13 protein-coding genes and 1 riboswitch are annotated in these 26,913 nt (G+C 61.6%); of the genes, 7 read left to right on the forward strand and 6 right to left on the reverse strand.

Features of this window, described 5'->3' with window-relative positions; all coding sequences use genetic code 11:
• Nucleotides 1–198: 198 nt before the first annotated feature.
• The 6 genes from J4E00_RS25585 to J4E00_RS25610 all read right to left on the reverse strand — a co-directional run bounded on the left by J4E00_RS25585 (nt 199) and on the right by J4E00_RS25610 (nt 9,562).
• Nucleotides 199–3,099, reverse strand: a complete 2,901-nt coding sequence (locus J4E00_RS25585) for a TonB-dependent receptor (protein ID WP_208178189.1) — start codon at nt 3,097–3,099, stop codon at nt 199–201.
• Between the two features lie 252 nt (nt 3,100–3,351).
• A complete protein-coding gene (locus J4E00_RS25590; protein WP_208178190.1) occupies nt 3,352–5,175 on the reverse strand; it encodes an assimilatory sulfite reductase (NADPH) flavoprotein subunit in 1,824 nt (607 codons plus the stop codon).
• Nucleotides 5,176–5,388: 213 nt separating this feature from the next.
• Entirely contained in the window at nt 5,389–6,186 is a 798-nt protein-coding gene (cobA, locus tag J4E00_RS25595) for a uroporphyrinogen-III C-methyltransferase (RefSeq protein WP_208178191.1), read from the reverse strand.
• Nucleotides 6,187–6,259: 73 nt separating this feature from the next.
• Nucleotides 6,260–7,552 (reverse strand): sulfate adenylyltransferase subunit 1, encoded by a 1,293-nt coding sequence (locus J4E00_RS25600; protein ID WP_208178192.1) that lies wholly within the window; start codon nt 7,550–7,552, stop codon nt 6,260–6,262.
• 175 nt (nt 7,553–7,727) lie between these two features.
• A complete protein-coding gene (gene cysD, locus J4E00_RS25605) occupies nt 7,728–8,642 on the reverse strand; it encodes a sulfate adenylyltransferase subunit CysD (RefSeq protein WP_208178193.1) in 915 nt (304 codons plus the stop codon).
• A gap of 161 nt (nt 8,643–8,803) precedes the next feature.
• Entirely contained in the window at nt 8,804–9,562 is a 759-nt protein-coding gene (locus J4E00_RS25610; protein ID WP_208178194.1) for a phosphoadenylyl-sulfate reductase, read from the reverse strand.
• Between the two features lie 269 nt (nt 9,563–9,831).
• A riboswitch (SAM riboswitch) is annotated at nt 9,832–9,921 on the reverse strand.
• A gap of 397 nt (nt 9,922–10,318) precedes the next feature.
• Here J4E00_RS25610 and J4E00_RS25615 point away from each other — a divergent pair.
• From J4E00_RS25615 to J4E00_RS25645, 7 genes are all read left to right on the forward strand, one after another.
• On the forward strand, nt 10,319–10,897 hold the full coding sequence (locus J4E00_RS25615; RefSeq protein ID WP_208178195.1) for an RNA polymerase sigma factor: 579 nt from the start codon (nt 10,319–10,321) through the stop codon (nt 10,895–10,897).
• Between the two features lie 209 nt (nt 10,898–11,106).
• Nucleotides 11,107–11,880, forward strand: a complete 774-nt coding sequence (locus J4E00_RS25620; protein ID WP_208178196.1) for a hypothetical protein — start codon at nt 11,107–11,109, stop codon at nt 11,878–11,880.
• Nucleotides 11,877–13,172 carry a hypothetical protein gene (locus J4E00_RS25625; RefSeq protein WP_208178197.1) on the forward strand — a complete coding sequence of 432 codons (1,296 nt, stop codon included), beginning with the start codon at nt 11,877–11,879 and terminating at the stop codon, nt 13,170–13,172. Before J4E00_RS25620 ends, J4E00_RS25625 begins: the two co-directional genes overlap by 4 nt.
• Nucleotides 13,173–13,510: 338 nt before the next feature.
• Nucleotides 13,511–20,332 carry a beta strand repeat-containing protein gene (locus J4E00_RS25630; protein WP_208178198.1) on the forward strand — a complete coding sequence of 2,274 codons (6,822 nt, stop codon included), beginning with the start codon at nt 13,511–13,513 and terminating at the stop codon, nt 20,330–20,332.
• Nucleotides 20,333–20,483: 151 nt separating this feature from the next.
• Nucleotides 20,484–21,032 (forward strand): PPC domain-containing DNA-binding protein, encoded by a 549-nt coding sequence (locus J4E00_RS25635; protein ID WP_208178199.1) that lies wholly within the window; start codon nt 20,484–20,486, stop codon nt 21,030–21,032.
• Nucleotides 21,033–21,144: 112 nt separating this feature from the next.
• Entirely contained in the window at nt 21,145–24,444 is a 3,300-nt protein-coding gene (locus J4E00_RS25640) for a toxin-antitoxin system YwqK family antitoxin (protein ID WP_208178200.1), read from the forward strand.
• Nucleotides 24,445–24,830: 386 nt separating this feature from the next.
• Entirely contained in the window at nt 24,831–26,771 is a 1,941-nt protein-coding gene (locus J4E00_RS25645; RefSeq protein ID WP_208178201.1) for a DUF3857 domain-containing protein, read from the forward strand.
• The last annotated feature ends 142 nt before the right edge of the window (nt 26,772–26,913 follow it).

Here is a 26,913-nt window from a genome sequence, read left to right on the forward strand (position 1 = left end):
GGCGGGTAACCTCACCCCCCGGCCCCCTCTCCCGCGGAGAGGGGGAGCCACGGCGGCGCGGATGTAACACATGTGCTAACTTGTGTAGTGAGGAAAGTAAATCAGTTGGAAAAAGCACGAACTGAAAAACAGGCGCTGCAAATCGTTTGGCTCCCCCTCTCCGCGGGAGAGGGCCGGGGGGTGAGGTTAATTGTGAGGTTAATGCAGCACCGTAGCGTCGAAAACCACGCTCACGTAATACAGCGCGCCGATGGTGGGACCGGCGGCGTATTGGAAGTAGCGCTTGTTGAGGATGTCGGTGCCGCCGAGCTTGACGGTGGATTTTAGGGTGGGCACGCGCAGGTTCACCTGGGCATCGAGGGTGGCGTAGGCGGGGACTTGACCGTTGGCCAGCGGGCTTTCCCAGTAGAAGGAGTCCTGCCAGCGCCAGTTCACGTTGAAGCCGAAATTTTTCATGACTTCGCGGTTGCCGATGGACACGTTGGTGGCCCATTTCGGGGTGTTGAAGCCGGTCACGAACACGTCGGCTTGGTTGTTCTTCGACAGGGCGTTGTAATTCACGTTGCCGGCCACGGTGAACTTCTGGTAGAAGTTGTAGGTGAGGCCCAGCGTGGAGCCGTAGCTGTGGTAGTCCTGGCGCGAGTTGGTGTACACGCGGTAGCGGTCCTGGCGGGCGTCGCGGTTGCTGCGCAGGGCAGCCAGGGCGGCGGCATCGGAGCCCACGGCTACTTGCTGGCCGTTGGCGTCCTTGGGCACACTCACTTCCACCTGGCCGAGGAAGCCGGAGTAGACGTTGTAGTAGGCATCGGCGTCGATGGCCAAGCGGTTGTCGAGGAGCACGCTGCGGTAGCCCACTTCATAGGCGTTGATTTGTTCGGGCTGCTCGGTGGGAAGATTGGCGACTTGCAGCAGGGCGCGGTTCTGGGGCAGAACGGCGGCCTGAGCGGCGGTGCTGCCGGCGTTGGCGGCCAAGTAGGCATTCACGGCCGCGTTGAACTGGTCGATGCTGGTGCGGGTGTAGGAGTTTTGCAGGTAGTTCAGGCCCTCGTTCACGCGGGCCAGGCCGCCCACGCGGCGCACATTGCCGTTGTTCACGAACGACAGCGCCTCAAACAGGGAGGGAAAGCGCCAGCCGTTCTGGTAGGAGGCGCGGAAGTTGTGCTTCTCGGCCACGGTGTAGACGGCGGCCAGACGCGGGTTCACTTTAGCGGTGAACTCGGGGTTGTAATCCACGCGCAGCGAGCCGGTCAGCTTCAGCTTGTCGGCAAACAGCAGCTTGGTGCCCTGGGCGAACGCGCCGTATTTCTTGTAGTACACATAGCCGCCGCCGGGCTGGTTGCGCTCGGCCAGCGGCAGGCTGAAATCAACGAAATTGTTGCCGTCGGGGATGATTTGGTACACGCGGGCATCGGCCCCCAGTACCACGTCCAGGAATTTGATGCGCGGACCCAGATTCCAGAGGCCCTCGGTGTGGTAGGTGCGGCTGCGCTGGGTGAGGGCCGCGCCGCCGGGGATGGGCGCGCCGGCCACGTTCACGCCGCTGTCCCAGTTGTTGGTGTTCACAATCTGTGCTTTCAGGTCGTTGAAGGCCGGCGTGCCGGGCTCGGCGCGGCCGGCATCGGCGGCGGCGCGGGCGGCGGCCATGGCGGGCGCGAGGGCGGTGCCGCCGGCCAGCTGGCTTTGCAGGGCGGTGCGGAACTTGTTGCCCCACACGGTATTGGAGCCATTTTGCAGGTCCAGGTTCAGGGCCAGCGGGTTGAGGTTGTAGGAGTTGCCGGTGTTTTCGAGCAGGGTGTAGGCGCGCACCACGAAGTCGCTGCCCTTCAGCTCGAGCTTGTGGTTTTGCACGGTCACGCCGTCGAGCTGAATCTTGTTGCCGCGCTGAAACACGCCGTCCATCAGCCCGAAGCGGTAGCCGTAGCTCAGCTCCAGCTTGTCGGTCAGCTTGTAGTGCAGGCTGCCGTCTGCCTTGATGTTGCGCACGATGGGGTTCACCAAATCCCTCTCGTAGTAGCCGGTGCGCGTCACGGTGAAGGTTTGGTTCTTGCCCTGGTAGGGGATGGTGATGGACAGCGAGGAGTTGGTGTCGTCGCCGTAGCGGTTCCAGAGGTCGGCAGCGGGGTTGGCGGCACCCGCCAGCTCCGGGAAGCCGGGGTTGGACGTGCTCAGGCCCTGGGGGTTCTGGTCGGTTTGGTTGTTGGCCAGCCAGTCGGTGCCGCGCAGGTAGTCCACGTTCACCTTGTAGGCCCAGCGGCTGCCCAACGCCTGGGCGTAGCGGATGGCCGTTTCGGTGAGGGCGCTGGTATTGCGGTCGGCGGCGCTGCCCACGTGGTTCACGCCCACTTTCTGGTACACGCTCAGGCCCTGGTAGGTGAAGGGGCTTTTGGTGGTGAGGTTGGCCATGCCGTTGATGGCGTTCATGCCGTAGAGGGCCGAGGCCGCGCCGGGCGTCACTTCCACGCTGGCAATGTCGAGCTCGGTGGGGCCGATGGCGTTGCCCAGCGGCACGCCCAGCGTGGCGGCTTGCATGTCCACGCCGTCCACCAGCTGCATGAAGCGGAAGTTGTTCGGAATATTAAATCCCCGGGTATTCGGCACTTTAAAGGTGAGGCTGCTGGTGAGCATCTGCACGCCCTTCACGTTCTCCAGCGCGTCGTAGAAGCTGGGCGCGGGCGTCTCCTTAATGGCTCGAATATCGAGCTTCTCAATGGCCACTGGCGATTTCAGCCGGCTTTCCTCCACTCGCGAGGCCGATACCACGACCTCGTTGGTGAGAATGCCCTTGGCTTCCAGCGTGATGTTAAGCGGCTGGCTGCTGCCCACAATTTGCAGCTCGATGGGCTCGTGCCCCAGGGCGTTAAAAACCAGCGTAAACGGATAAGCCAGCTTGGCTTTCAGCTCAAACTTGCCTTCAGCGTCGCTCTGGGTGCCGGTGCTGGCCCCTTTCACGCTGACGCTTACGCCGGGCAGCGCCTCGTTGGTGCCCTTCTCATGCACCACGCCGCTGATGGCAATGAGCTGGGTTTGGGCAAAGGCTGCGCTGATGCTAGCCAGAAACAGCAGGAGAAAAAGGAGGAATGAGGGGTAATAGGATTTCATGAATTGGGGTGGTTGAAGTCGATGGGAGAGGACCGGGGTGAGGGCGCAAGCGACAACAACAAGGGGTATTGAGCGTTTTCATAGGCTCTAGTGGGGGCCTCACCCCCGGCCCCTCTCCGATGGAGAGGGGAGCCGCGGCGGCGCGGAGGCAGATGTTAAAAGTTTATAAAGAGTGCTAGAACGTTTTCGTTGAATCGTCAGGCTCCCCTCTCCATCGGAGAGGGGCCGGGGGTGAGGCCCCAACGTCAGGTCCTAATACACGTCTTCCAGATAGCGGCGCTGCTTCTTGAGGTTCTTCACGTAGGCCGCCGCATCCTCGGCCGAGAGGCCGGCTTCCTTTTGCACGACTTGCGTGAGAGCCGCTTGCACGGCGCTACCCAGGCGGGTTTTATCGCCGCACACGTAGAGTTGCGCGCCATTCTCGAGCCAGCCGAACACGTCGCGGCTGCTTTCGAGCAGGCGGTCCTGCACGTAGATTTTCTCGGCTTGGTCGCGGGAGAAGGCTACGTCGAGCTTGGCGAGGCCGCCTTTTTTAAGGTGCTGCTGCCACTCGGCCTGGTAGAGGAAATCGGTGGTGAAGTGCGGGTTGCCGAACAGCAGCCAGTTGCGGCCGGCCGCGCCCAGCTCCACCCGCTCCTCCACGAAGGCACGGAACGGCGCGATGCCGGTGCCCGCGCCCACCATGATGATGTCGGTGCCGGGGTTCTGGGGCAGCTTGAAGTACTCGTTGTGCTCCGCGAACACGCGGGCCTCGTCGCCCACCGCCACGCGGTCGGCCAGGAACGACGAGCAGGCGCCGTGCTTGCGGCGGCCGTGGGCCTCGTAGCGCACGGCCCCCACGGTGAGATGCACCTCGTCGGGGTGGGTGAGGAGGCTGCTGGCTATGGAATAGGCGCGGGTGGGCAGCGGGCGCAGCGTGTCGGCTAGCAGTTGGGCGGTGAGCTGGTCGGTGGGGAAGTCGGTGAGCAAATCGGCCACGTCGCGGCCGTAGAGGTAGGGCTGGAGGCGCGAGGTGTCGGCCAGCAGCCCTTGCAGCTCGGCGTGCGGGGCTAGGATGGCGTAGCGCTCCAGCACGTCGCGGGTGAGCACAGTAAGTTCGCGGCGGCTAGCCAGGGCGGCGGCCAGCGGCAGGCTTTCCGCGCCCAACTGTACCGGGGCCGAGTCGGAGAGCCGGGCGGCGCGTAGCACTTCTTCCACCAGCGGGTCGTGGTTGCGGGGGCGTACGGCCAGGGAATCGCCGGGGGCATATTGCAGCCCGGAGCCCGCCAGGTCCAGCTCAATGTGGTACGTCTCCTTATCCGAACCGCGCCCGTTCAGCTGAATGCTTTCTAGCACCCGCGCCGGCCAGGGGTTTTCCCGTGTGAATGAGGGACTGAGTAGCTGTGTGACGGAGGTGGTGACACCAGCTTCCGAAGCAACTGAGGCTGTAGAAGTGACGCCGGCTTCAGCAACCGTTGCGCCGGCAATCTTCGCCAAAACGGCCTCAATCCATTGGCTGGCGGCGGCTTGGTAGTCCACGTCCGTATCCACGCGGTCGAGCAGGCGGGTACCGCCCAGGGTGGCCAGCTGCTGGTCGAAATCCTTGCCGGTCTGGCAGAAGTGCAGGTAGCTGGTATCGCCCAGCGCCAGCACGGCGAAGCGCAAATTCGGTAGCTTCGGCGCCCGGCTGCCCCGGATGAACTGGTGCAGCTCCTCGGCGGCCATGGGCGGCTCGCCCTCGCCGTGGGTGCTCACGATGACGAGCAGGTTTTGCTCCTGCGCGAGCTGCCGGGTGGGGTAGTCGTTCATGTCGCGTACCTCCGCCGGGAGTCCGCGCTGCTTGGCGGCCTCGGCGGCTTGCTGGGCCACTTTCTTGCCGTTGCCGGTGTGCGAACCGTAGAGGAGGGTCAGCTTCTCCACCCGGGCAGCGGCCATGGCGGGGGCAGGCGCGACAGCTGCAACTGCCGCGCCGCCGCCGGTGGCCTGTCCGTAGAAATAGCCACTCAGCCACACCAACTGGTGCGCCGATAGCCCGGCGCTAAGCTGCTGAAGATGTGCCTCGTCGAGGTGAGGGGGGAGGATGGGGAGCGTAGACATAGTTGTTCTGGTGGTTCACCTCACGGGACCCCTTCGGGGCGGCCCCTCTCCCTAGGAGAGGGGAGCCACGGCGGCGCGGGTGAAGTAGCGTGGACTCTGTGAGTCCGCGCATTGTGGGTTCGATGTGGTTTGTTTTAGGCAAGCGCGGACTCGTAGAGCCCACGCTACAGTCATTAGGCTCCCCTCTCCTAGGGAGAGGGGTCGGGGGTGAGGTTATGCCACCTGCGCGTAAGGCAGCAGTTCCGCCGGTACTTCCGCGGCCGAAGTGGCCGACGGCTTCATCAACCTCACTACTTCGCCCAGCACGATAACCGCCGGGGCACCCAGACCAGCCGCGTCGGCGCGTGCGGCGATGTCGGCCACAGTGCCGGCCACGGCGCGAGCATTGGGCAGTGTACCATTTTGGATGACGGCCGCCGGAACCGCCGCCCCACCGTAGCGGGCAAACAGCCGGGTGATTTCGGCTAGGCGGCTCATGCCCATGAGGATAACCGTGGTAGTATGGGGCGTCTGGGCGGCTTCCAGCAGGGCGGCGGAAAGCTGCTCATCGGCGGTGGTGGCCGTCAGGACCCGGAAGCCTTCGCTCAGGCCCCGGTGCGTGGCCGGGATGCCTAGGCTGCCCGCCGCCGCCACCGCGCTGCTAATGCCGGGCACGTAGTCCGTAGCCAGGCCGTGCGCCTCGGCGTACAGCATCTCCTCGCGGCCCCGGCCGAAGATGAAAGGGTCGCCGCCCTTGAGCCGGACTACGTGGCCGTGCCGGTAAGCCTGCTGCACAATCAAGTCGTTGATGCCTTCCTGGGTATAAGCCTTGAAGCCGCTGCGCTTGCCCACAAAAATCAGCGGGACGCCGGGCCGGACGTGGGCCAGCAGCGCATCATTCGCTAGCGCATCGTAGAGCACCACGTCGGCAGCGGCCAGGGCCTTAGCGCCTTTCAAGGTCAGCAGCTCCGGGTCGCCGGGGCCTGCGCCCACTACGGTCAGGCGGGGGATGAAGAGAGAGGAATCAGCCATGATTAGTTGTCAAGTTTTATTGGGGCCGTTATGCAGCGCGTAGTGAAGCATGACGGACTCTAGAACCGATAAATCAGATAGAAAACGCCGCTTCAGCTGGCACTTCCTCCGTGAAATACTCCCGGTCGGTAGCAGCGACGAGGCCAGCGGCAAGGGTGGCTCCGGTCTGCTCATCGACTAGGATAAAAGCGCCGGTGACACGGTTTTGGCGGTACTCATCCACCACCAGCGGGAGGGCGGTTTTCAAGCGCACCCGCACGATGTCGTTGAGCTTGGCCTCGTCGGTACCCTGGCTTTCGAAAGTTTCAATGTTGGTTTTTTGCAGGATGGTGGTCACGGCAGCTTTCACCATGGCAGAATGGTGCTGGACCAGCAGCTTGCGGCCGGCACGCAGGGGCCGCTCATCCATCCAGCACAGCGTAGCTTCCAACTCGCGCACCACGGCCGGGTGGGCGGCGGTGGGCACGATGGTATCGCCCCGGCTCACGTCCACGTCGTCGCGCAGGCGTAGCACTACGCCCTGCGGCGCGGTGGCGCTGGCTACTTCCTGCTGGTTTACTTCGATGGCCTCAATCACCGTTTCCAGGCCCGAGGGCCAGATGCGTACCCGGTCGCCGGCCTGGTAGGTGCCGCTCTGGATGCGGCCGGCGTAGCCCCGGTAGTCGGGCAGCTCCTCGGTCTGGGGCCGGATGACGTACTGCACCTGGAAGCGCGGCTCGTTGGGGTTGGCATCGGTGGCAGCAGGCACGCTCTCAAGATGCTCCAACAGGCTGGGACCCTGGTACCAAGGCAGGAAGCTGGAGCGGCGTACCACGTTGTCACCGTTGAGCGCGCTGAGCGGAATGGCCACCACGTTCGGCAGTTTCAGTTGCTCCGCAATGGCCTGGTAGTCGGCCACAATTTTCTGGAAAATCACTTCCTCGTGGCCCACCAAATCCATCTTGTTCACGGCCAGCACGAAGTGCTGAATGCCCAGCAGCGAGGCCAGCAGCGTGTGCCGCCGGGTCTGTTCAATCACGCCCTGGCGGGCATCCACGAGCACAATGGCCAGGTCGGCATTGCTCGCGCCCGTCACCATGTTGCGGGTATACTGCACGTGGCCCGGCGCATCGGTGATGATGAATTTGCGGCGCGGCGTGGTGAAATATTTATGCGCTACATCAATGGTGATGCCTTGCTCGCGCTCGGCCTTGAGGCCATCGGTGAGCAGCGCCAAATCCACATCGCCGCCGGTGGTGGCGCGGCGCTTTTCCAGCGTCGCCAGCACGTCGAGCGAAACGGAGTCGCTGTCGTAAAGCAAGCGGCCGATGAGTGTACTCTTGCCGTCGTCGACACTGCCGCAGGTGATAAATCGGAGAAGGTCCATTGTGGTATTAGGTTGCGGCTGGCGGGCAGGTGGCCCCATACGGGTTAACCTTACCCCCGGCCCCTCTCCCTACGAGAGGGGAGCCAGTCGATTATTTTTGATTAATGTTGCTTACTTACCCTCCGTCGTTAGGCTCCCCTCTCCTGGGGAGAGGGGCCGGGGGTGAGGTTTTTGCCTAGAAATACCCGTTCCGCTTGCGGTCTTCCATCCCCGTTTCGGAGAGGTTGTCATCGAGCCGGGTAGCGCCGCGCTCGCTCACTTTGGCCAGCAGCAGGTCCTGGATGATGTCATCGACGGAGGAGGCGTCGCTTTCCACGGCGGCTGTGCAGGTAGAATCGCCCACAGTGCGGAAGCGCACGCGGCGGTTCACGATTTCGTCGGTTTCATCGAGGTTCAGGTGCTCGCTGAAGCCGAGGAGTTGGCCGCTGGGCAGCACCACGCACTGGCGCTCGTGCGAGAAATAAATCTCGGGTAGCTTGATGTTTTCGCGCTGGATGTAGTTCCACACGTCCAGTTCAGTCCAGTTGGAGATGGGGAATACGCGCACGTTTTCGCCCTTCTGAATGCGGCCGTTGTAGATGTTCCACAGCTCGGGTCGCTGGCGCTTAGGGTCCCACTGGCCGAAGTCGTCGCGCACCGAGAAGATGCGCTCCTTGGCCCGGGCCTTCTCCTCATCTCGCCGCGCCCCGCCGATGCAAGCGTCAAACTCGAATTCCTCAATCACGTCGAGCAAGGTGTAGGTTTGCAGCGGGTTGCGGCTGGGGTATTTGCCGCCCGGCTCACGCAGGCCGCGCTCCCGGATGGTGTCCTCCACCTTGCGCACAATCAGCTTTTCGCCCAGGCGCGCCGCCAACTCATCCCGGTAGTTGATAATTTCCTCGAAGTTGTGGCCGGTGTCGATGTGGACCAGCGGGAACGGAAATTTGCCGGGCCGGAAGGCTTTTTCGGCCAATCGGGTAAGGGCGATGGAGTCTTTGCCGCCCGAGAACAACAGCGCGGGCCGCTCGAACTGGCCAGCTACTTCACGTAGGATATGAATAGCTTCGGCTTCTAAACGGTCGAGATAATCGAGATAATGAGCGGTTGGCATGGGCAATAGAAAGTCAGGGCCCGAAAAAATCGGGCGAAATGGAACAGCAGGAAAAGGATGGGTGGGATAAGGCCCGCGGGAGGTGCCTTTGGGGAAGGATGTGGTGCGGAGAGTCGGAACTCGCTTTGCTCGTCGCGAAATGAAATTTCGCGGTATTCCGCCTAGCCAGGCATTTGCTCCACTACCGGGTCGAGGCCCTGGTGGGCGGCGGTGGTGTGCAGTCCGCACTCCTTAGCGGCGGCATCTTCCCACCACCAGCGGCCGGCGCGGAAGTCCTCGCCCGGCGCGATGGCCCGGGTGCAGGGCGCGCACCCAATGCTCACAAAGCCCTTCTGATGCAAAGGGTTAACCGGGATGCCGTGGACTTGCGCAAAATTCCAAGCTTGTTCCCACGTCCAGTCGAATAGCGGGTGCACTTTGATGAGCTGGTGGCCGGCGTCCCACTCGGCCGGGTGCATGGTCTGGCGGTTCTGCGACTGCTCGGCGCGGATGCCCGTCACCCACACCTGCTGGCCGGCCAAGGCTCGCGCCAGCGGCTCCACTTTGCGGATGTTGCAGCATTCCTTACGGTTCTCAATGCTCTCGTAGAAGCTGTTGGGGCCCTTTTGGCGGGTCAGTTCCTCAATAGCCGCGCCGTTGGGCGCAAATACTTCGATGGACTTGCCGTAGCGCAGCAGGGTCTTGTTCCAGGTGGAATAGGTTTCCTGAAAATTGCGGCCCGTGTCGAGCGTAAACACCCGGATGGGGAGGTCGTTTTCGAAGATGAAATGGGTGATAATCTGGTCTTCCAGTCCGAAGGAGGTGGAAAACGAAGCGCGGCCCGGGAAGTGGTCGGCTAGCAGGGCCAGGGTTTCGCCCACTGAGTGTTCGGGCAAGTAGCGGCGCAGGTCAGCGACCTGGCTTTCAAGGGGTAATGCCATGATAAATAGGGGAGTTTCTTTCCGAAGAAAAAACCAGGATGGGCCGCGAAGGCCGCAAAAACCCGCTACGCGTCGCGCAATGAATCAATCACCACAAAAGGGGAAGCGGGGTGGCCGCCGCAGCAGCCGCAGGAAGAAAAGCCCTAGCTCAACAACCAGCAATTGCCCCCAGCATACAGGCCAGAGGACACGGCATGCAACAACACAGCTGGCGCGATGCGGCAGAGGTGGCAAGTTGCAGACGGCGGTTGATGGAAGTATTCACGGCGTTTTTATATGTCAGGACTTGGCACCGTTCCAACTATGTGGGGGTTGCCGGCGTTTCGTCGAGCCTGTCTCTCCGCGCCTCTGTATAAAATTTGCAGCAATCCGGATGGAATTGCAATTGCAAAGATAAAGATTGAATCTGCGAAATGCCAAAATTTTATTTCGCGGTGTTGTAACTGGGCAGAGGAGGAAAGGTTTGGCGGGGCGGAGAAATAGTGGCCGTTGTGCAGCACATAGTGCAGCGTCTCGTTCGCGTTGCTTGACGCCGGAACCTCACCCCTGGCCCCTCTCCCGCGGAGAGGGGAGTCTAACGATTGCAGACAACCGCACCACTTTGGCTCCCCCTCTCCGTGGGAGAGGGGCCGGGGGGAGGCCCATGCAAGACTGCTTCTTGCTACATCCTCTCTGCTGCGTAATTTGCCGTGCAACCCCTGAACCTAGCCGGTAGTCTATGGGTTGCTTAAGCACTTCTAAGACCTCGTTTTCTGCATGGAAGCCCTGTCCATTTCCGCCTACGTTGATATCAATGCGCCACTGGTGGAGCGCTGCCGCCTCAACGACCGCCAAGCTCAGGCCGAGATATACCGGCGCTATTCCAAGGCCATGTTCAACGCCGCCCTGCGCATCACCGGCGACTATGCCGAGGCGGAAGATGTGCTCCAAGAGTCGTTTCTGAGCGCTTTTCGCGAGCTCAGTAGCTACAAGGGCGACTCCTCGTTTGGGGCTTGGCTAAAGCGGATTGTGGTGAATAAAAGCATCAACTGCTTGCGGCAGCGGCGGCTGGCGCTGGTGCCGCTGGGCGAGCAGCACCACGAAGAACCAGCCGAAGCCATCACTTCCTCGCCCGAGGACGAAGCCGACATGCACTACCGTGCCGACGTGCTACGCCGCTGCATTCAGGAACTACCCGACGGCTACCGTGTTGTCCTCAGCCTGTACTTGCTGGAGGGCTACGACCACCTCGAAATTGCCGGTATTCTGGGGATTTCCGAGTCCACTTCCAAATCCCAATACAGCCGGGCGCGCGTCCGGCTGCGCGAACTGGCTGCCCAGCGCGGCCTGAGTTAGTGCTTGGTTGTGGATGCCTGATGCTTGGTTTTAAAACGATAATAAACCAAGGGTAAGCACCCGGCACCAACAGCCAAGCACCAATAAAACCTATCCAATTATTTAATTAACCGTTCAACTACCCTTCATCCTCTTTCGCCCGGCCGCGGTTTTCAAGATAGCCCCGCAGCCCTTTGAACCTGGACGAACCGTGCGTCTGCTACTCATTCATGGATACCCCGAACAATAAATCTCTTGAAACTTTTGTCGAGCGGCACCGCGCCGATTTCGATACCCATGAGCCACGCCCCGACCTGTGGGCCGCGCTGGAGGAAAAGCTGAATGCCGCCACGCCCGAAGCGCCGGTAATGCGGCTGGCTGATGAGGCAGCTGCTGCGCCTGTTGCGACGGTTGCTGCTACCACACCGGCAACCCGCCAAAACTGGTTTCAGCGCTATGGGGTAGCAGCGGCGCTGGCCCTGCTGGTTTTTGCGGCCGGCGCCAGCGAGGCCTGGAAATCCCGCCAAGCGACCCCGGAGGTAGCAGTAGTTACCACCAGCCCTGCCGCCAGCACCTTAGCTGCAAGTGCCGATGACGCGGCGCTGTATCAGGGCGGCAACCCGCTTTCCCTGACCGCTGCCGAGCACACCACCGGGGCCGACAGCCAGCTGGTGCGCGCCGTGCGTGGTATGGAAGCGTACTATACCAATCAGCTGGCCCGCCGACAGGCCGAATTAAGCCAGCTCAGCGGGCCCGGCATGGCGGCCATGAATGCCGACTGGCAGTTAGAACTGGCCTCGCTCGACTCGAGCTACCGCGAGCTGAAGCAGCAACTACTACACCACCCGCAGCCTGACGCTGTGCTCACGGCTATGAACCGCAACCTGCAAGTGCGCCTCGATATTCTGGACCGTCAGCTTAACCTCGGCAACGACCGTACGGTGGCCGACGACCGTAGCACCGGAGCCTACGTACTGGCCGACAGCCGCCACTTGGGAGAATGAAAATGACCCTGGCGTTTCGGATAGGGCAGGTGCTGGGCCTCGTCGGTGTGTTGGCCGGGCTGCTGAAGCCCGCGCCTGCGCAGGCTCAGCAGGGCTTGTGGGTGACGGTAGACCGCGGCATGGCCATTCGGGTACTCACGCCCGAAGCTCGCCGCGCCGAAGAATCGTTATTTCGTTCAAATGAGCGGGAGCCGGGCCCTGACCAGCCCTGCCAAAATCCCCAGAATCCGGCCCAAAACCCACTCATCGACCAAGCTGATGGACAGCCCGGCAGCGCCTTGCAAGTAGAGCAGCGCCGCCGCATCAGCCGCAGCTACAACGTGCCGAAAGGCGGCCGCCCCTTCGCGTTGGATACCCGCTACGGCCGGGTGCAAATCAATACTTGGAGCAAGCACGAAATCAAGGTAGATGCCGAACTGGTGGCTCGTGCCGAAACCGACGCCGGTGCCCGCGTAGTGCTCGATGCGCTGGGTGTGCAGTGGCTGGACTACGACTGCAAAACCGGTGGCGTAGCTGTGAGCACGCAGTTTGGCCCCGCCTTGCGCGGACGGGCTGGCGGCTGCCGCTACGAGGTGAACTATACCATATGGCTGCCCCGCACCACGGCCCTGAAAGTGTATAACAGCTTCGGTGAGGTAACGCTGAATGGCGACACCAGCGGCCCCACCGAACTAGCCGTGGAGTACGGCACCTTGCGCACTGCCCGCCTCGAAGGCCCGCACAACCTCGTGCGGATTGGCAACGGCAACTGCCGCATTGCCTTCGCAGGCCGGGCCAGCATTGATGCCAGCTACTCCCAGTTGCGCCTTGATACCGGCACCACGGTAGACCTGCGCAACAATTATTCCGATGTGGACATCGGAACGGTGCAGGACCTGACGGTGCACAGCAAGTACGGCGACGTAGCCCTGGGTACCGTGCGCAACCTGCGCGGCTCGTCGGGCTACTCGCGCTTCACCATCGACAAACTGGACGAGGCCCTGGATATGGCCCTGCGCTACTGCCCCGATTTCGTGGTGCGCGACATGGGTGCCAACTTCCGTCAAGTGAATCTGGATGGCGGTTTTAGCACCATCCGGCTGGGTTTTGCCGAGGCTCCGGGCTTCCGGTTTGATGTGAGCACAGAGCAGGGGCAACTACTGGTTGATAAGGAACTGGTGCGCGTGCTTTCGCAGGAGAATGGTCCGCAGACCAGCGACGTGCTGGGCACCTTTGGCGCTGTAGCGCCGGCGCGCCGGGCTGGAAACGTGAATATTAAAGTACGCTACGGTACGGTGCGGTTTAGCAAGTAGGAGCGGAGGTAAATAGAACTTTTGATGGAAGCTATTAAAGTTGGCCCGTCTGGCAGTAAGCCAGGCGGGCCGCTTGGCTTTGGAGGAGTTTGCGGGAAAAGGCGGAGGTATGACTCAGCTGGTAAAACTGGCCGCTTGCATATAGGCCAGTCTATTATCGAGCAAAATCGCGTTTTCAACCAGAATAGAGTGAGAACGGGCTTGGTGATGTTGCAGAAGGGTAAGGATACGATAAATTGCTGACTGCCCTCTTTGATTTAGATAAGCGGTTGGCAGTTGGTCAATTATCACAGCACTCACTTCTTTCATTCTGGTTACCTTTTTTTGCCGCCTTTTTTATGATTAAACCATTACTTGCTGAATTGCAGGCGTTGCGGCCCACCACTGTGAGGCTAATCCGGCTCCTGATTGTAATGCTGCTGAGCCAGGCGGGCGACGCTTGGGCACAGCTATCGGGTACTAAAACCATTCCAGGCGATTATGCTACCCTGACCGCCGCCGTAAATGCCGTCAACGCGCAGGGTATTGCCGGCTCGGTGGTGCTGGAACTGCAGAGCAATTACTCAAGCGCCGGCGAAACATTTCCCATCAACTACACGCTGGTGCCGGCCGGCGCCAGCACCGTTACCATCCGTCCCGCAGCCGGCGCCAATGGCCGAAGCCTCGCAAGCTCTACCAACAGCGGCGCGATGATAGGAATTGTTGGGGGCAAAAACCTAGTGATTGATGGTCGGCCGGGCGGGTCTGGCATGCCTGTGACGGGTGCCACAGACCCGGTGAACGACCTCACCATTGCTAATAACAACACCGGACTCAGTTCCTGCGCGGTGGCCTTCACCAACGACGCCACCTTCAACACGGTGCAGCACTGCCAGCTACGGGCGGCGCCGGTGGGCGCGGCTGGGGGCGGAGTAGTTGTGTTTGGTTCGACTACTCCCAATGTGCTGGGAAATAGCAATAATACCGTGCAGTACAATGACCTGCGTGAGTCATCGGGAGGAACGCCCACGGTGGGGATTTATAGTGGAACTGCTAAAAACGCGGCTAACACCGTGGCCAACAACAATATTTACAACTTTTTTCGAAACTCGGCCAGTGACTGCTACGGCATCTACTTACTCAGCGCCGGCAACGGGTGGGTGATTTCGGGCAACAGCCTGTACCAAACCGCCAGCCGCACCGGCCCGGGCAATGCCAACATGTACGGCATGAGCGTGGCGTCGGGCAACAACCACGTTATTTCCGGCAACTTTATTGGTGGCCAGGCTGCTGGCTGCGGCACAGCCGGTGCACCTTTGCTCGTCAATGGCACTGTGTCATCGTACAAGTTTGTAGGAATGCTGCTGGGTGCTTCATCCACCACGGGCTACAGCGTGCAGGGCAATACCGTGGCTAATATTGACTGGCTGAGCAATTCGGCAGGCACGACCAGCACCGGCGGGCTGTTTTCAGCGATTTACGTAGCCGGAGGTAGTGTCGACCTGGGCGGCACCGCGGCAGGGGGCATCGGCAACAACATCGGGACTCCAACGCTGCCAATCATCGTAAGGCCGACAACCAATAGTGGGGGGTTCGTGAGCGGCATCAGCACGAATGGCAGCAATGTGACAACGGTGAACCTCTACCGGAACACCGTCCAGAACATTACCGCCATTGGCTCGACCACTTCGGTGGGGGCCTTGGTGCGGGGCATCTTTATTCAGAATACGTCGGGAGCCGTGGCCACCGTGTCGGGCAATCGAATTGTGAACTTGGCCAGCACGGTCGCGACCAACACGGCGGCCATCTGCTACGGCCTCGACTGCCAGGCCCCCAGTTCGGTCATCACCAATAACCTCATCGGCGACCTGCGAGCCCCAGCCGCTAACAGCAACACCAACGCGGTGATTGGCATTACGCTTTCGACGACCAGCACCGCCAACGTGTACTACAATACGGTGAGCCTCAATGCCAGCAGCACGGGCACAACCTTTGGCAACTCGGCGCTGTCGGCCTCAACGGCCGTGGTGCTGGACCTGCGCAACAACTTGCTGGCCAATAATTCGACGCCGGGCAGCACGGGCCTGGCGGTGGCCCTGCGGCGTAGCGGCGCGGCCACGACGGCTACCTACCTTGAAACCTCAAACAACAACCTGCTCTACGCCGGTACGGCTGCGGCCAACCGGCTGCTGTATTCGGATGGTACTGCCGCGGTGCAGACCATAGGCGCACTGAAAAACCTGCTGACAACGGCGGCCGGACGCGACCTGTACTCGGTGACGGACCAGCCCGTTTTCCAGTATACGACCGTGACTGATGCTGCATCGCAAGCCGGTTTTCTGCATTTGGCCACTGGTACGCCCACTCAGGCTGAGAGCGGGGCCCAGCCCCTGGCAAGCCTGACGACGGACGTGGACGGCGACGTGCGGGCCGGCGACTTCTCCGATATTGGGGCCGACGAGGGGACCTTTGCGGCCAACGATAAAACCCAGCCCTACATCCGGTTTACGGCCCTGGGCAACGGCCCGGTGACCACTTCGCGGGCCCTGGCCAACGTGGTGGTAGCCGACCCCAGCGGCGTGGGCCTCGACAACAGTGGCCCGGCCACCGCCGGACCCTACATATACTACCGGAAAGGCACTACCGGAACCTTCACCCAAGTCGCTTACACCAGCGTGAGCGGAACGGGCAATACACGCAGCTTCGGCTTCACAATCGACTACTCGGTGCTGGGCGGCGTGGTAGCAGGCGACGTTATTCAGTATTACGTGGCGGCGCAGGATGCGCTGGCTACGCCCAACGGCGGCACATTTGCCCCCAACGTGGGCAACATTCTGACCAATGCTAACCCGCCCGGTACCACCAGCAGCGCCACCTATACTGCCTTGCCCAACCAGTACACCGTATTGCCCACCATCCCAGGCACGGTGTACGTGGGGGTGGACCCCGGCATTCCGGGGGCCACGTTCTATGCGTCCATTACAAAAACGGGTGGCTTGTTTTCAGCGCTGAATGCGGGCTTCCTCAACCAGAACGTGACGGCCATTGTGAACGCCAACCTTAGCGGCGAAGACGGCAGCAATGCGCTCGGCGCTTTCAACACCGATGGCAACGGCACCACCAATACCAGCTACACGCTCACCATCCAATCTGACGGCCCGGCCCGCACGGTGATAGGCACCGGCGTGGCCACCACCAACGTGGGCGGGCTCATCCGCTTCAACGGGGCGCTGAATGTGACCGTGAACGGGGGCACCGGCCCGGCCCGCAACCTGCTTTTTCGCACCACGACGACAACGGCCGTACCGGTTTTTAGCTTCTACAACGATGCCCGCTTCAACACGCTCAACAACCTTACCCTGGAGAGCAACAACGTGGCTGGCTCCTTCGGGGTCAACCCTGGTACGGTGGCCTTCTATTCGGGAGCATCGGGTACGGGTGGCAACCGCAACAACCTGATTGACAACTGCGACATTCGCAACCGCAGCGATATCGCAACGGCCACTGGCACGAATCCCGCCGTAGCCATATACTCGGGCTCCAGCACGGGCAGCAACAGCAACAACTCCCTGCGCAACAGCAACGTGTTCGACTTCCAAGCCTCTGGGCTGTACCTGGCCTCGACGGGTGGCGGCGACAACTGGACTGTGGGGGGCAGCAGCGCCGGCAACAACTTTTACCTGACCACGGCCAGCACCAACAACGTGAGCCCGGTGAATATCAACGGCGGCTCGGGACTGGCCATCAGCTACAATAACTTGTACACGACCGGCAACCTATCGGGTGGCTACACGGGCATTAGCATCTCTACCAGCGGCAACGGTGTAGTAGTAGCCAACAACACCATTGGAGGCTCGCAGGCCGGGGCCGGTGGCAACCCGCTTACAGCCACTGGTACGGCATTATTCGCCCCCATTTCCGTGTTGGTGGGCACCGGCACCGTAGCTGCGCCTTACACGCTGGTGCAGGACAATATTATCAAAAATGTGGCCCAGATCAATACGGGCAATAGCTCGGTATACGGCATCTATGTGCTGGGCGGGGCCACAAATGTGAGTAACAACACCATTGGTGATGCCAGCCCAACCAGCCCGGCGGTGGGATTCAATTCTGCTTCGACCACGGTGGGCATCTATCTGGGCTCTTCGGCGGCCCCTTCGCTGGTGACGGGCAACACCGTTGCCGGCTTCCGGCTGCTCGGCGTCACGGCATCCAACAGCTTTCTCTCGGGCATCAGCACCCAGAGTGGCGGCCATGCCATCGATGGCAACACCGTGAGCACCCTGAGCATCAGTAGCGGAACGGGTGCTTCGCCCACCGTGCAAGGCATCGTGCTGAGCGGCACACCGGCCGGTGTGGTGCAGAATAACACCGTGAAGGGCTTGCAGCTGGCCAGCGGAACGGGCACCAATGGTACGCTACTCGGTATCACGACCAGCCTGGCCGCCCACCAGATTCTAAACAATGTTGTGGGCGGCACGGCCAGCGCCGACGGGCTGCTCAACGCCTCGGCCAACAACAGCGGAACTGTGCTCACGGCCGCTATTCAGGGCTCGGGTGCCACGGCGCTGGTGGCGGGCAACGTCATCACCAACGTGGGCAACACCAGCTCGGCAAATACCAGTAGTACCAACGTAAACGTGGTGTACGGCGTGTCGGCGGTGAATACGACGGGCCTGCTGGCCCGCAACAACCGCATCAGCAACGTGTATAGCACCAGCACGGCGAACTCCTTCGGTGGGGTGTTGGAGGGGGTACATGGCATGGTTCTGCGGGGCACGGCTACTAATACCACCTTCTTGAACAACCAGATTGCATTGGTGGGTAGCGGAACGGCCGGCATTGCGGTAACGGGCCTCTCGAACGCGGTTAATAGCGCCGCGGGCATCGGCAATGCCTTCTATTACAACTCGGTGTATCTCAGCGGGACCACGGGTGCAGGCGTTAAAACCTTCGCCCTGCGGCACCAGACTACCGTGGCGACGGCGGGCCTGCTGCGGGTGCGCAACAACGTGCTCGTAAATGCGCGCACGGGCGGCACCGGCAACTTTGCCATTGGCGTAGCCTCCTCACTGGCTACAGCGGCCGCAACGGCCACGGTGGGCACCACCAGCGCGGCCTCAGTCGATACGGACTACAACGACCTTTTTGTTGTGGATAATGCGACTCGGGTGGGCGAAAACGGCACCGCTGCTTTCGCCTTCGGCACCGTGACGCCTGCAGCCGGGTGGCGTGGCCAGACCGGTAACCCGGACGCCAATTCCAGAAACGTGAACGTGAAGTTTATCAACGCAGCCACTGGCAACCTCAACCTTGATGCCACTACCAACTGTGCACTCGACGGTGCAGGGGTAGCCCTGAGTGGCATCGACGGCGAGTACGACAATGCTACCACCAGCCGCCAGACCACGCCCGACCTGGGCTCCGACGAGTTTAGCAGCGTGCCGCAAGCCGCCGCGCTGGCCAGTAGCACCGCGCAGGTGGTGTGCCCCGGCAGTAGCGGCACTCTCACGCTGAGCCTGGCCGGCAACGGTGGGCCTTTCACGGTGGTGTACACCGATGGCACCACGCCGACCATGGTGAACAATGCCACCAGCGGCCAAACCATTGCTGTGCCGCTGGTGGGCATCAGCACCACCTACACCCTAGTGAGTGCCACCGACGCCTATGGCTGCGCCCTAAACCTGACGCCCGGCAGCAGCTCGCTCACCCTGAACGAGGCCACTACCACCACATGGGCCGGCACCGCCTCGGCCGACTGGTTTGCGGCGGCCAACTGGACCAATTGTGTGCCCACCAGCACCATGGATGCCCTGGTTCCGGCGGGCCTGACCACCTACCCGGCCCTGACTACCACGGCCACCGCTGCCGTGCGCACCCTCACCATTGCCAGCGGGGCCAGCCTCACCCAAAGCGCCGGCACACTGAATGTATACGGTAACCTGAGCAATAGCGGTACCACTACCCTGACCGGTGGCACGGTGGCCCTGCTGGGCAGCTCGCCGTTGTTGACGGGCCTGAACGCGTTCTACGGCCTCAATGTGAACCTGGCCAGCGGTGTGGTATTGCTGAACAACCCGGCCAGCGTCAGCAGCACTCTGACCATGACCCAGGGCCTGCTCAATACCAATGGCTATGCCCTGACGCTGCCCAGCGGCGCCACCCTGGTAGAAACCGATGCCAGCTACGTGCTGGGCACCGTGAGCGTGCCCGACCGCAGCCTGACGGCTGGCAGTGCCGAGAGCTTCAGCGGCATTGGCCTGGTGCTGACGCCTGCTGTGGGCTCGGTTAGCCCCGGCCTGACGCCGGTGGTGCGTACCACCGGCACCGCCCTCACCGGCGCGGGTACCAGCGTCAGCATCAAGCGGTACTTCGACATTCAGCCCGCCGTGAATACCGGTTTGAACGTGACGATGGACCTGACCTTCCTCAACCACGAGCTGAACGGAATTCCGAGTGCCGGCCTGGCCCTGTTTAAGTCGGTGACGACCACAGCGGGGCCCTGGGCTAATCAGTCGCCCATCAGCGTGGCCGGCAATACGGTGACGAAAGCCGGCATCGCCGATTTCTCCCTTTGGACCCTCGGCAACAGCGCCAACCCGCTGCCCGTGGAGCTGACAGCCTTTACTGCTAGCCGCACCAGCACCGATGCCGCTCTGGCCTGGACCACTGCCAGTGAAAAAAACAGCCGGGGCTTTGAGGTGCAGGTGAGTACGGACGGCCGCAGCTACCGCGTGCTTGGTTTTGTGGCCAGCCCCACAGGCGCCAGCACCGCCGTGCGCGAGTATAGCTACCGCGACCGCGAAGCCGGCAAAGCTGGCCTGCGCTACTACCGCCTGCACCAACTCGACCTGGATGGTACGGCTACCTTTTCGCCCATCCGCACACTCCGCTTTGAGGGCGAGGCAACAGTGCTTAGCCTAAGCGCCGCGCCGAATCCCTTCCGCGAGCGCCTCACGCTGGCCATTATGCGGCCCGCCGGACTGGTTGGTACGGCTGCCCAGTTGCGCCTGACCGATGCGGCCGGCCGCACCCTAAGCCTGCAGCATCTGGAAGCCCTGCCTGCCGGGCCTAGCGAAGCGACCCTGCCCGAAGCAGCCAAGCTGAGCAGTGGCGTGTATTTTGTGGAGCTGGCCGTGCCCGGTCAGCCCAGCCAGCACCTGAAAGTAGTGAAGGAATAGCGCTGCTGCTTCGGTCTGTTCAAAGCCTCCCGGTGTTTTTCGGGAGGTTTTGTTTTTTGTCCTGTTTCTATTCAAGTGCTGTTGGTAGCTGCGCCTCATGTTGAGCACCGCCGAAGCATGACGATATTTTCGGTATGACGTTCTTTGGGGGATGTTACTTCGACTCGCATTCCTTCTGCTGGCTGGCCCTGTGCTGGCCCAAACCCCGCCCGCCGTGCCTGCTGCCCAGCATTCCGCCCTCAAAACCTACGCCCTACGCCTAAAGCCCGGCGATGACTTGCGCCAGCAGCTCGCGGCCTTTGTGCAGGCCAACCACATTGTGGCGGGCACCATGATTACCTGCGTGGGCAGCCTCACGGTGACCACGTTGCGGCTAGCCAACCAGGAGGGGCCCTCGGTGTACAAAGGGCATTTCGAAATCGTGTCGTTGGTGGGTACGCTTTCCACCAATGGCTCGCACCTGCACCTGGCGGTGTCGGATAGCACCGGGCGCACCATCGGCGGGCATTTGCTGGATGGCTGCCGGGTGTACACCACCGCCGAAATCGTGCTGGGCGAGCTGCCGCAGCTGGAATTTCGGCGTGAGAAAGACGACACCTTTGGCTACCAGGAGCTGGTGGTGAGGCCCGCCATCGGGCCACCCGCGAGCCCAGCGGTTGTGCCCTCAAAAAAGCAGAAGCAGGCACCAGAAAAAAGATGAGCGAACAGTGAAGGCATAGGCAGGTATATGCTTATTATTGTGGCAATGCAGACGATGCTGCCACGGCCGGAAGCCGGGAAATTGTCTGCTCTGCGTCCTTCATCTTCACTTTATGTCGACTGTAATTCGCGGTGCCGCGCTGGCGCTGCTGCTGGCTGCCCCACGCCTGGGAGCGAGCCAGCAAACCCCCGTGACCTGGCCAAAACCCGGCCAGCTGGTGAAAGAAGGAGTGGAGCTCCACGATAAGGAAGACTACGCCGGGGCCGTTGCCAAATACCAAGCCGTGACGCCCGGCGATTCGTCCTATGCCACGGCCCAGAGCGAGCTGGCACTCTCCCTGCACACCTCCGGCAAAAACGAGGAAGCTGTGGCCGCTGCCCGCCGCGCCATTGCCCTCAACCCGTTTGAGCCCCAGACCTACAACACCCTGGCCTATTCCCAGCAGCAGCTCAAGCAGGTAGAAGCCGCGCAAGCCACTTACCAGCAGGCGCTGCACTTGTTTCCCTACAGCCAGAACCTGCACTACAACCAGGGGGTGATGCTGCTGGAAACCGGCCAGCATGCCGCAGCACTGGCCAGCCTGGAGCACGCACTGGAGCTGAACCCTATGCACCCCAACTCACACCGCTTGCTGGGCTTGCTGGCGGCCCAGCAGGGGCAAACCGCTCACGCCCTCATGAGCTGGCTGCTATACCTGGCCTTGGCCGATGCTGGCACCAACAGCCACAACATGCTGGTGCAGGCCGAGCGCCTGTCGCAGGGCGTGCCGGTGGTGGAAGACAAGGAAAAAGAGAAGCCCTTTGTCACCAATGAGGCCTTTGCCGAGCTCGACCAGCTGCTGGAGAGCAAGGTGGCGCTGCAGAAAAACTACGTTTCGAAGGTAAAATTCGACGCGGCCGTGGTGAAGCAGACCCAATTACTAGTCGAGAAATTTCCCACGGAAGGCGCGGCCGATGATTTCTGGGTCCGGGTATACGGACCGGTGGTAGCGGCACTGCGCAAGGACGATAACCTGACAGCCTTCACCTACCTCGTCCTGCAATCGGCCAACGACACCAAGGCCACGCAATGGGTGAAGTCGAACAAAAACAAGGTGGAAAGTATGCTCCGGGCCATGCTGCCCCCGCTGCTGGCCCTGCGGGCCCAGCAGCAAGTGGCAGGTGGCAGCGCCGGCCAGCGCCTGGCCGCCTGGTACAACGACGGCAAACCTGAAGGCCTGGGGCCGGGCAGCACCGAGAACGACAAGTTCAAACACGTAGCCGGCGACTGGATTTCGCTCGATACCCAAGGCTCCGTTGATGCGACGGGGCGCTATAATGCCGCGGGCCAGCGCGTGGGCCTGTGGAAGGTACTGCGGCCCGATGGCACCATCGAGAAAACCTTCCTCTACAACGAGCAGGGCGAGCGCGAAGGGCTGGCGCGGGAATTCCACGCCAATGGCCAGCCCTCGTACGACATCCCATATCGCGCGGGCAAGGTGGAGGGCACCGTGACCGTATTCAACGAGTGCGGAGCCCGCGTTAGCACCCGCAGCTTTAAGAACGACCAGTTGGATGGGCCCTACGCAACCTACTACGACAACGGCCAACTGCAGAAGCGCGCCACCCTGCACAACGACAAGATAGATGGGGTGGAAGAAGGCTTTTACCTGGACGGCACGCCCGAATACACCACTACGCTGGCTAATGGTGTGAAACAGGGCGCTTTTGCTACTTACTTCTCGGATAAGACGCTGGAAACCAAAGGCAGTTATGACAAGGGTGAGTACGAAGGCCCCTACATTGCCTACTTCTCCAATGGCACCGTGCGTGAGGAAGGCAAATACGCGAAGGGCAAGCGCCTGGGTGTTTGGAAAACTTACTTCCGCAACGGCAAGCTGAGCGTAGAGAAGAGCTACGACGAGGCCGGCGAACTCCATGGCATCTACCACGACTACGACGAAACCGGCCACCTCTACTCCGATTTGGACTATGCCCACGGCCGCGTAACCCGCCTGCGCTACTACGATCACACCGGCAAAACCCTGAGCGACCAGCCCATCAAGAAGGGGCTGACGGCCATACAGTCGCTGGACGAAAACGGCACCAAGTACGCCTCCGGCAGCTACCTCGAAGGCCAGATGACGGGCGAGTGGAAGTGGTTTTACCGCGACGGCGCGGTGCGCGAAATCAGTCAGTACGCCAAGGGCGACAAAACCGGTAAGTCGGAGTACTTCCACCACAATGGCCAGTTGGAGCGCCGCGTGCGCTACGATGCCAATGGCGACGAGGACGGCTACTACGAGCAGTACACCAAAGACGGCCAGCCCGTAACCACAGGCTATTACTTGGCCGGCCAGCGCCACGGCCAGTGGAAAGACTACTACGCCAATGGCCGCGTGAGCGAGGAGTACGAGTACTTCAAGGGCGAAACTAATGGCCCGGGACGCAGCTTTGAGCCCGGCGGCAAGCTCACCCAGGAGCGCCTCTCGGAGTTTGACAAGTTGCGCCGCATCACCACCTACGATTCGACCGGCAAGGTGCTGACCGTGGTGGAGCTGAAGCCCGATACCAAGGAATTCAGCTTCCGCTACCCCAGCGGCAAGCCGCTGTATCAGACGGGCATCACCTGCTACAACAGCTCCGGCCCCTCTACCTGGTACCGGGCCGACGGCAGCATTGAATCGACCTACACGCAGGTGGACGGCCGCCGCAACGGGCCCTACAAATCCACGTTCCCCAACGGCAAGCCCGACCGCGTAGGCGAATTCCGGGCCGGCCGCAGCCACGGCGAATGGCTGCTGCACTACCCCAACGGCCAGCTTCTGCAGAAGGGCAGCTACCGCGACGGCGAAGAAGAAGGCGAGTGGACCAGCTACTTTCCCAACGGCCAAGTGGAGTGGGTGCAGCACTACGACGCCGGCGAGCTGCACGGCCTCAGCCGCCGCTTCAACCCTGCGGGTGAGCTGCTGGTGGAGAAAACCTTCGAGCACGGCGACTTGGTGAGCTTCCGGGGCCCCGATGCGCAGGCAGCCTTTCAACCCCTGGCCAACTTGAGCGGCCCGGTAGCTACCACTTTCCCCAACGGCAAGCCCGCCTCCTCCGAAACCTTCGACCACAACCTGCCCACTGGCTCGGCCACATTCTACTACGCCAGCGGCGAGGTGTTTCGGCGCACCAGCTTCCAGAAAGGCGTGCGTACGGGCTTGCTGGAAAGCTTTTATCCCGGTGGCAAGCGCATGGAAGAAGAGCATTACTTGCACGGCGAGCTGAACGGCCGCTGCCGCTACTACCGCCCCGACGGCACCCTGGAGCGCGAAGAGTCCTACCGCAGCGGCGAGCGCAGTGGCCCCACCACCTACTTCAACGCTGCCGGCAAACCCCAGCGCACCGACGTGTACTGGAATGCCATTGTGTACGACGGGAAGAAGTAGCAAAGACTAATCAAGCAACTGTACCAGGTCGTAGCGCGAACTGAAAGTTCGCGCTACTGAACTGCTTGGAGCAGCAGCTCAGCCCTCCCTTTCTAGTCCAATTCCTACTCTCGCGCCTACGCTAGGCTGAGTCTACACGAAGTGTACACTTACTGTACACGGCTAATTCCGCCGCCACCCGCCCGTCGCCATGGCTGAATCCTATTTTACGGCTTCCTACCTCAGACGCGAAGCAACTGCATAGCAGCAGGAGCTTAGAGAAGCAGAAACACTGTAAAGCATCGGCCGGGAAAACGTTAGGTAAAAGCCCGCTTTCGTGGATTTATTCCCGCATTCCTATCTAACTTTAGTCCGCATCCTCGTTTTCCTATTTCCGGTATTATTTCATGTATTATCCCAGGCTATTCTTACCATTATTATTCCTTACCGGGCTGGCGGCTCGCGCCCAGGCGCCCAGCCAGCTGGTGATGGACCTGAAGAAGCAGTACCCCGGCGAAAAAGCCGTGTACCTGGAGCTGCGCCAGGACCTGACCGTGGAAATCCGCAACGACTCGGTGCAGGTAGTAGCCAAGCATCACGCTGACATGCTGCACCTCGATGAGCAATCGGCCATGTACGCCAACGACCGAGTGTATAGCTCGCACTTCAACCGCCTGCAAAAGCTGGAAGCCCGCACGATGGTGCCCAATGGCGAGAAGTTTCGGACGGTAAAGGTGAGCGAATTCAAGGACAAGTTTGAAATTCAGTCGGGGGTATTTTTTGACGATACCCGCTCCGTGTCGTTCTCGTTCCCGGCCATCACGCCGGGTGCCCGCACCGTGAGCGACTACACCGTGCGCCACGTCGATGCCCGGTTCGTGATGCCTTTTTTCGTGGGCTCCTACGTGCCCGTGAAGCACGCTGAGCTCACCATAACAGCGCCCAAGGGCGTGCGCATCGGCTACAAAACCTTCCACGCCGAAAATACGCCCATCAAGTACACCAAGGAAGAAAAAGGCAGCACGGTGGTCTACCACTGGACGGCCGATAACCTGCCCAGCCCGCCCCGCGAGGAGGACAGTCCCGAGTCGAGCTATTACTTGCCGCACATCGTGTTTTTTGTGGAGGAAGCCACCGTGGCCGGGCAGCCGCGCAAGCTCCTGGCCGGCGTGCCGGAACTGTACACCATGTACGCCGACTTCGTGAAGCGCATCGACCGGCAGCCCAGCCTGGCCCTGCAGCACCGCGTCGATTCGCTGATGGTGGGCGCCAAGACCGAGGAGGAAAAAGTGCGCCGCGTGTACTACTGGGTGCAGGACAATGTGAAGTACATTGCCTTCGAGCAGGGGCTGCGCGGCTTCATTCCGCACGATGCCGGCCTGGTGTATGCCCGCCGCTACGGCGACTGTAAGGACATGGCCAACCTCACCAACGAGATGCTGCACCTGGCCGGCGTGAAAACCGCCTACCTCACTTGGGTGGGCACCCGCGACCTGCCTTACAAGTACGCTGAGCTGGCCACGCCCGGCGTCGACAACCACATGATTGCTACCTACGAGCCCACGCCTGGCAAGTACGTATTCCTCGATGCCACCAGCAAGCACACGCCCTACGGCATGCCCTCGGCCATGATTCAAGGCAAGGAAGGCCTGCTCGGGCTCGATGAAAAAAGCAGCCGCGTGGTCACCATTCCCGCCATGGACAAGGGCCGCAGCGGCACCGACGACGCCTCCGTGCTCACCCTGGACGGCACCACTCTGCGCGGCACCGGCAAGCTGAGCATGGCCGGCTACACCAAAGTCACCCAGAGCTACGGCCTCGACGGGCTGGACCGCACCGACGAGCCCAAATACATCAAGGCCCTGCTGGAGCGCGGCAACAACAAGTTCTTCGTCGACAAATACAGCATCGCCAACCTCGACACCCGCGACCAGCCCCTGAGCATCAGCTACGACTACCGGCTGCAGGACTACGTGCAGCAGGTAGACGACGAGGTGTACGTAAACCTCAACCTGGAGCGCCCCTACGCCACCGACCGCATCGATTCGACCACCCGCAAGCTGCCCCGCTACAACGAGTACGCGCACACCGACCACACCCGCACCGAGCTGGTGGTGCCCGCCGGCTACGAGGTGAGCTACCTGCCGCCCACCGTGCAGGCCCAGGGCGACGCCCTCGGCTTCAAGGTGAGCTACGAGCGCCAGGGCAACAAAATCATCCAGGACCGGGAGCTGTACGTGAACTACCTGCTGCTCCAGCCCCAGCAGTTCGGCCGCTGGAACGCGGTGGTCAACAAGCTGGGCAGCGCTTACCGCGAGGTGGTGATTTTGAAGAAAAAGAAAAGCTAGCGCCTGTCATCCTGAGCGCAGCAAACGACCTTCTCACCTCCCACTATTTACTTTTGCGGGAACGCTGTCGAGCCTCCCAACCAAAGGTTAGCGACGCAAACGCCGGGACACGAAGTAGCCGCGTAGCAGCGGCAGGCTTGTA

The sequence above is a fragment of the Hymenobacter negativus genome (assembly GCF_017571495.1).
Taxonomy (GTDB): Bacteria; Bacteroidota; Bacteroidia; order Cytophagales; family Hymenobacteraceae; genus Hymenobacter; species Hymenobacter negativus.

Excerpts from the sequence above, each read along its gene's own strand:
- J4E00_RS25645 (WP_208178201.1), top strand. The coding sequence starts at position 24,831 with ATGTATTATCCCAGGCTATTCTTACCATTATTATTCCTTACCGGGCTG.
- J4E00_RS25620 (WP_208178196.1), top strand. The coding sequence starts at position 11,107 with ATGGATACCCCGAACAATAAATCTCTTGAAACTTTTGTCGAGCGGCAC.
- J4E00_RS25625 (WP_208178197.1), top strand. The coding sequence starts at position 11,877 with ATGAAAATGACCCTGGCGTTTCGGATAGGGCAGGTGCTGGGCCTCGTC.
- J4E00_RS25590 (WP_208178190.1), bottom strand. The coding sequence starts at position 5,175 with ATGTCTACGCTCCCCATCCTCCCCCCTCACCTCGACGAGGCACATCTT.
- cysD (WP_208178193.1), bottom strand. The coding sequence starts at position 8,642 with ATGCCAACCGCTCATTATCTCGATTATCTCGACCGTTTAGAAGCCGAA.
- J4E00_RS25615 (WP_208178195.1), top strand. The coding sequence starts at position 10,319 with ATGGAAGCCCTGTCCATTTCCGCCTACGTTGATATCAATGCGCCACTG.
- J4E00_RS25610 (WP_208178194.1), bottom strand. The coding sequence starts at position 9,562 with ATGGCATTACCCCTTGAAAGCCAGGTCGCTGACCTGCGCCGCTACTTG.
- J4E00_RS25635 (WP_208178199.1), top strand. The coding sequence starts at position 20,484 with ATGTTACTTCGACTCGCATTCCTTCTGCTGGCTGGCCCTGTGCTGGCC.
- J4E00_RS25600 (WP_208178192.1), bottom strand. The coding sequence starts at position 7,552 with ATGGACCTTCTCCGATTTATCACCTGCGGCAGTGTCGACGACGGCAAG.
- J4E00_RS25585 (WP_208178189.1), bottom strand. The coding sequence starts at position 3,099 with ATGAAATCCTATTACCCCTCATTCCTCCTTTTTCTCCTGCTGTTTCTG.
- J4E00_RS25630 (WP_208178198.1), top strand. The coding sequence starts at position 13,511 with ATGATTAAACCATTACTTGCTGAATTGCAGGCGTTGCGGCCCACCACT.
- cobA (WP_208178191.1), bottom strand. The coding sequence starts at position 6,186 with ATGGCTGATTCCTCTCTCTTCATCCCCCGCCTGACCGTAGTGGGCGCA.
- J4E00_RS25640 (WP_208178200.1), top strand. The coding sequence starts at position 21,145 with ATGTCGACTGTAATTCGCGGTGCCGCGCTGGCGCTGCTGCTGGCTGCC.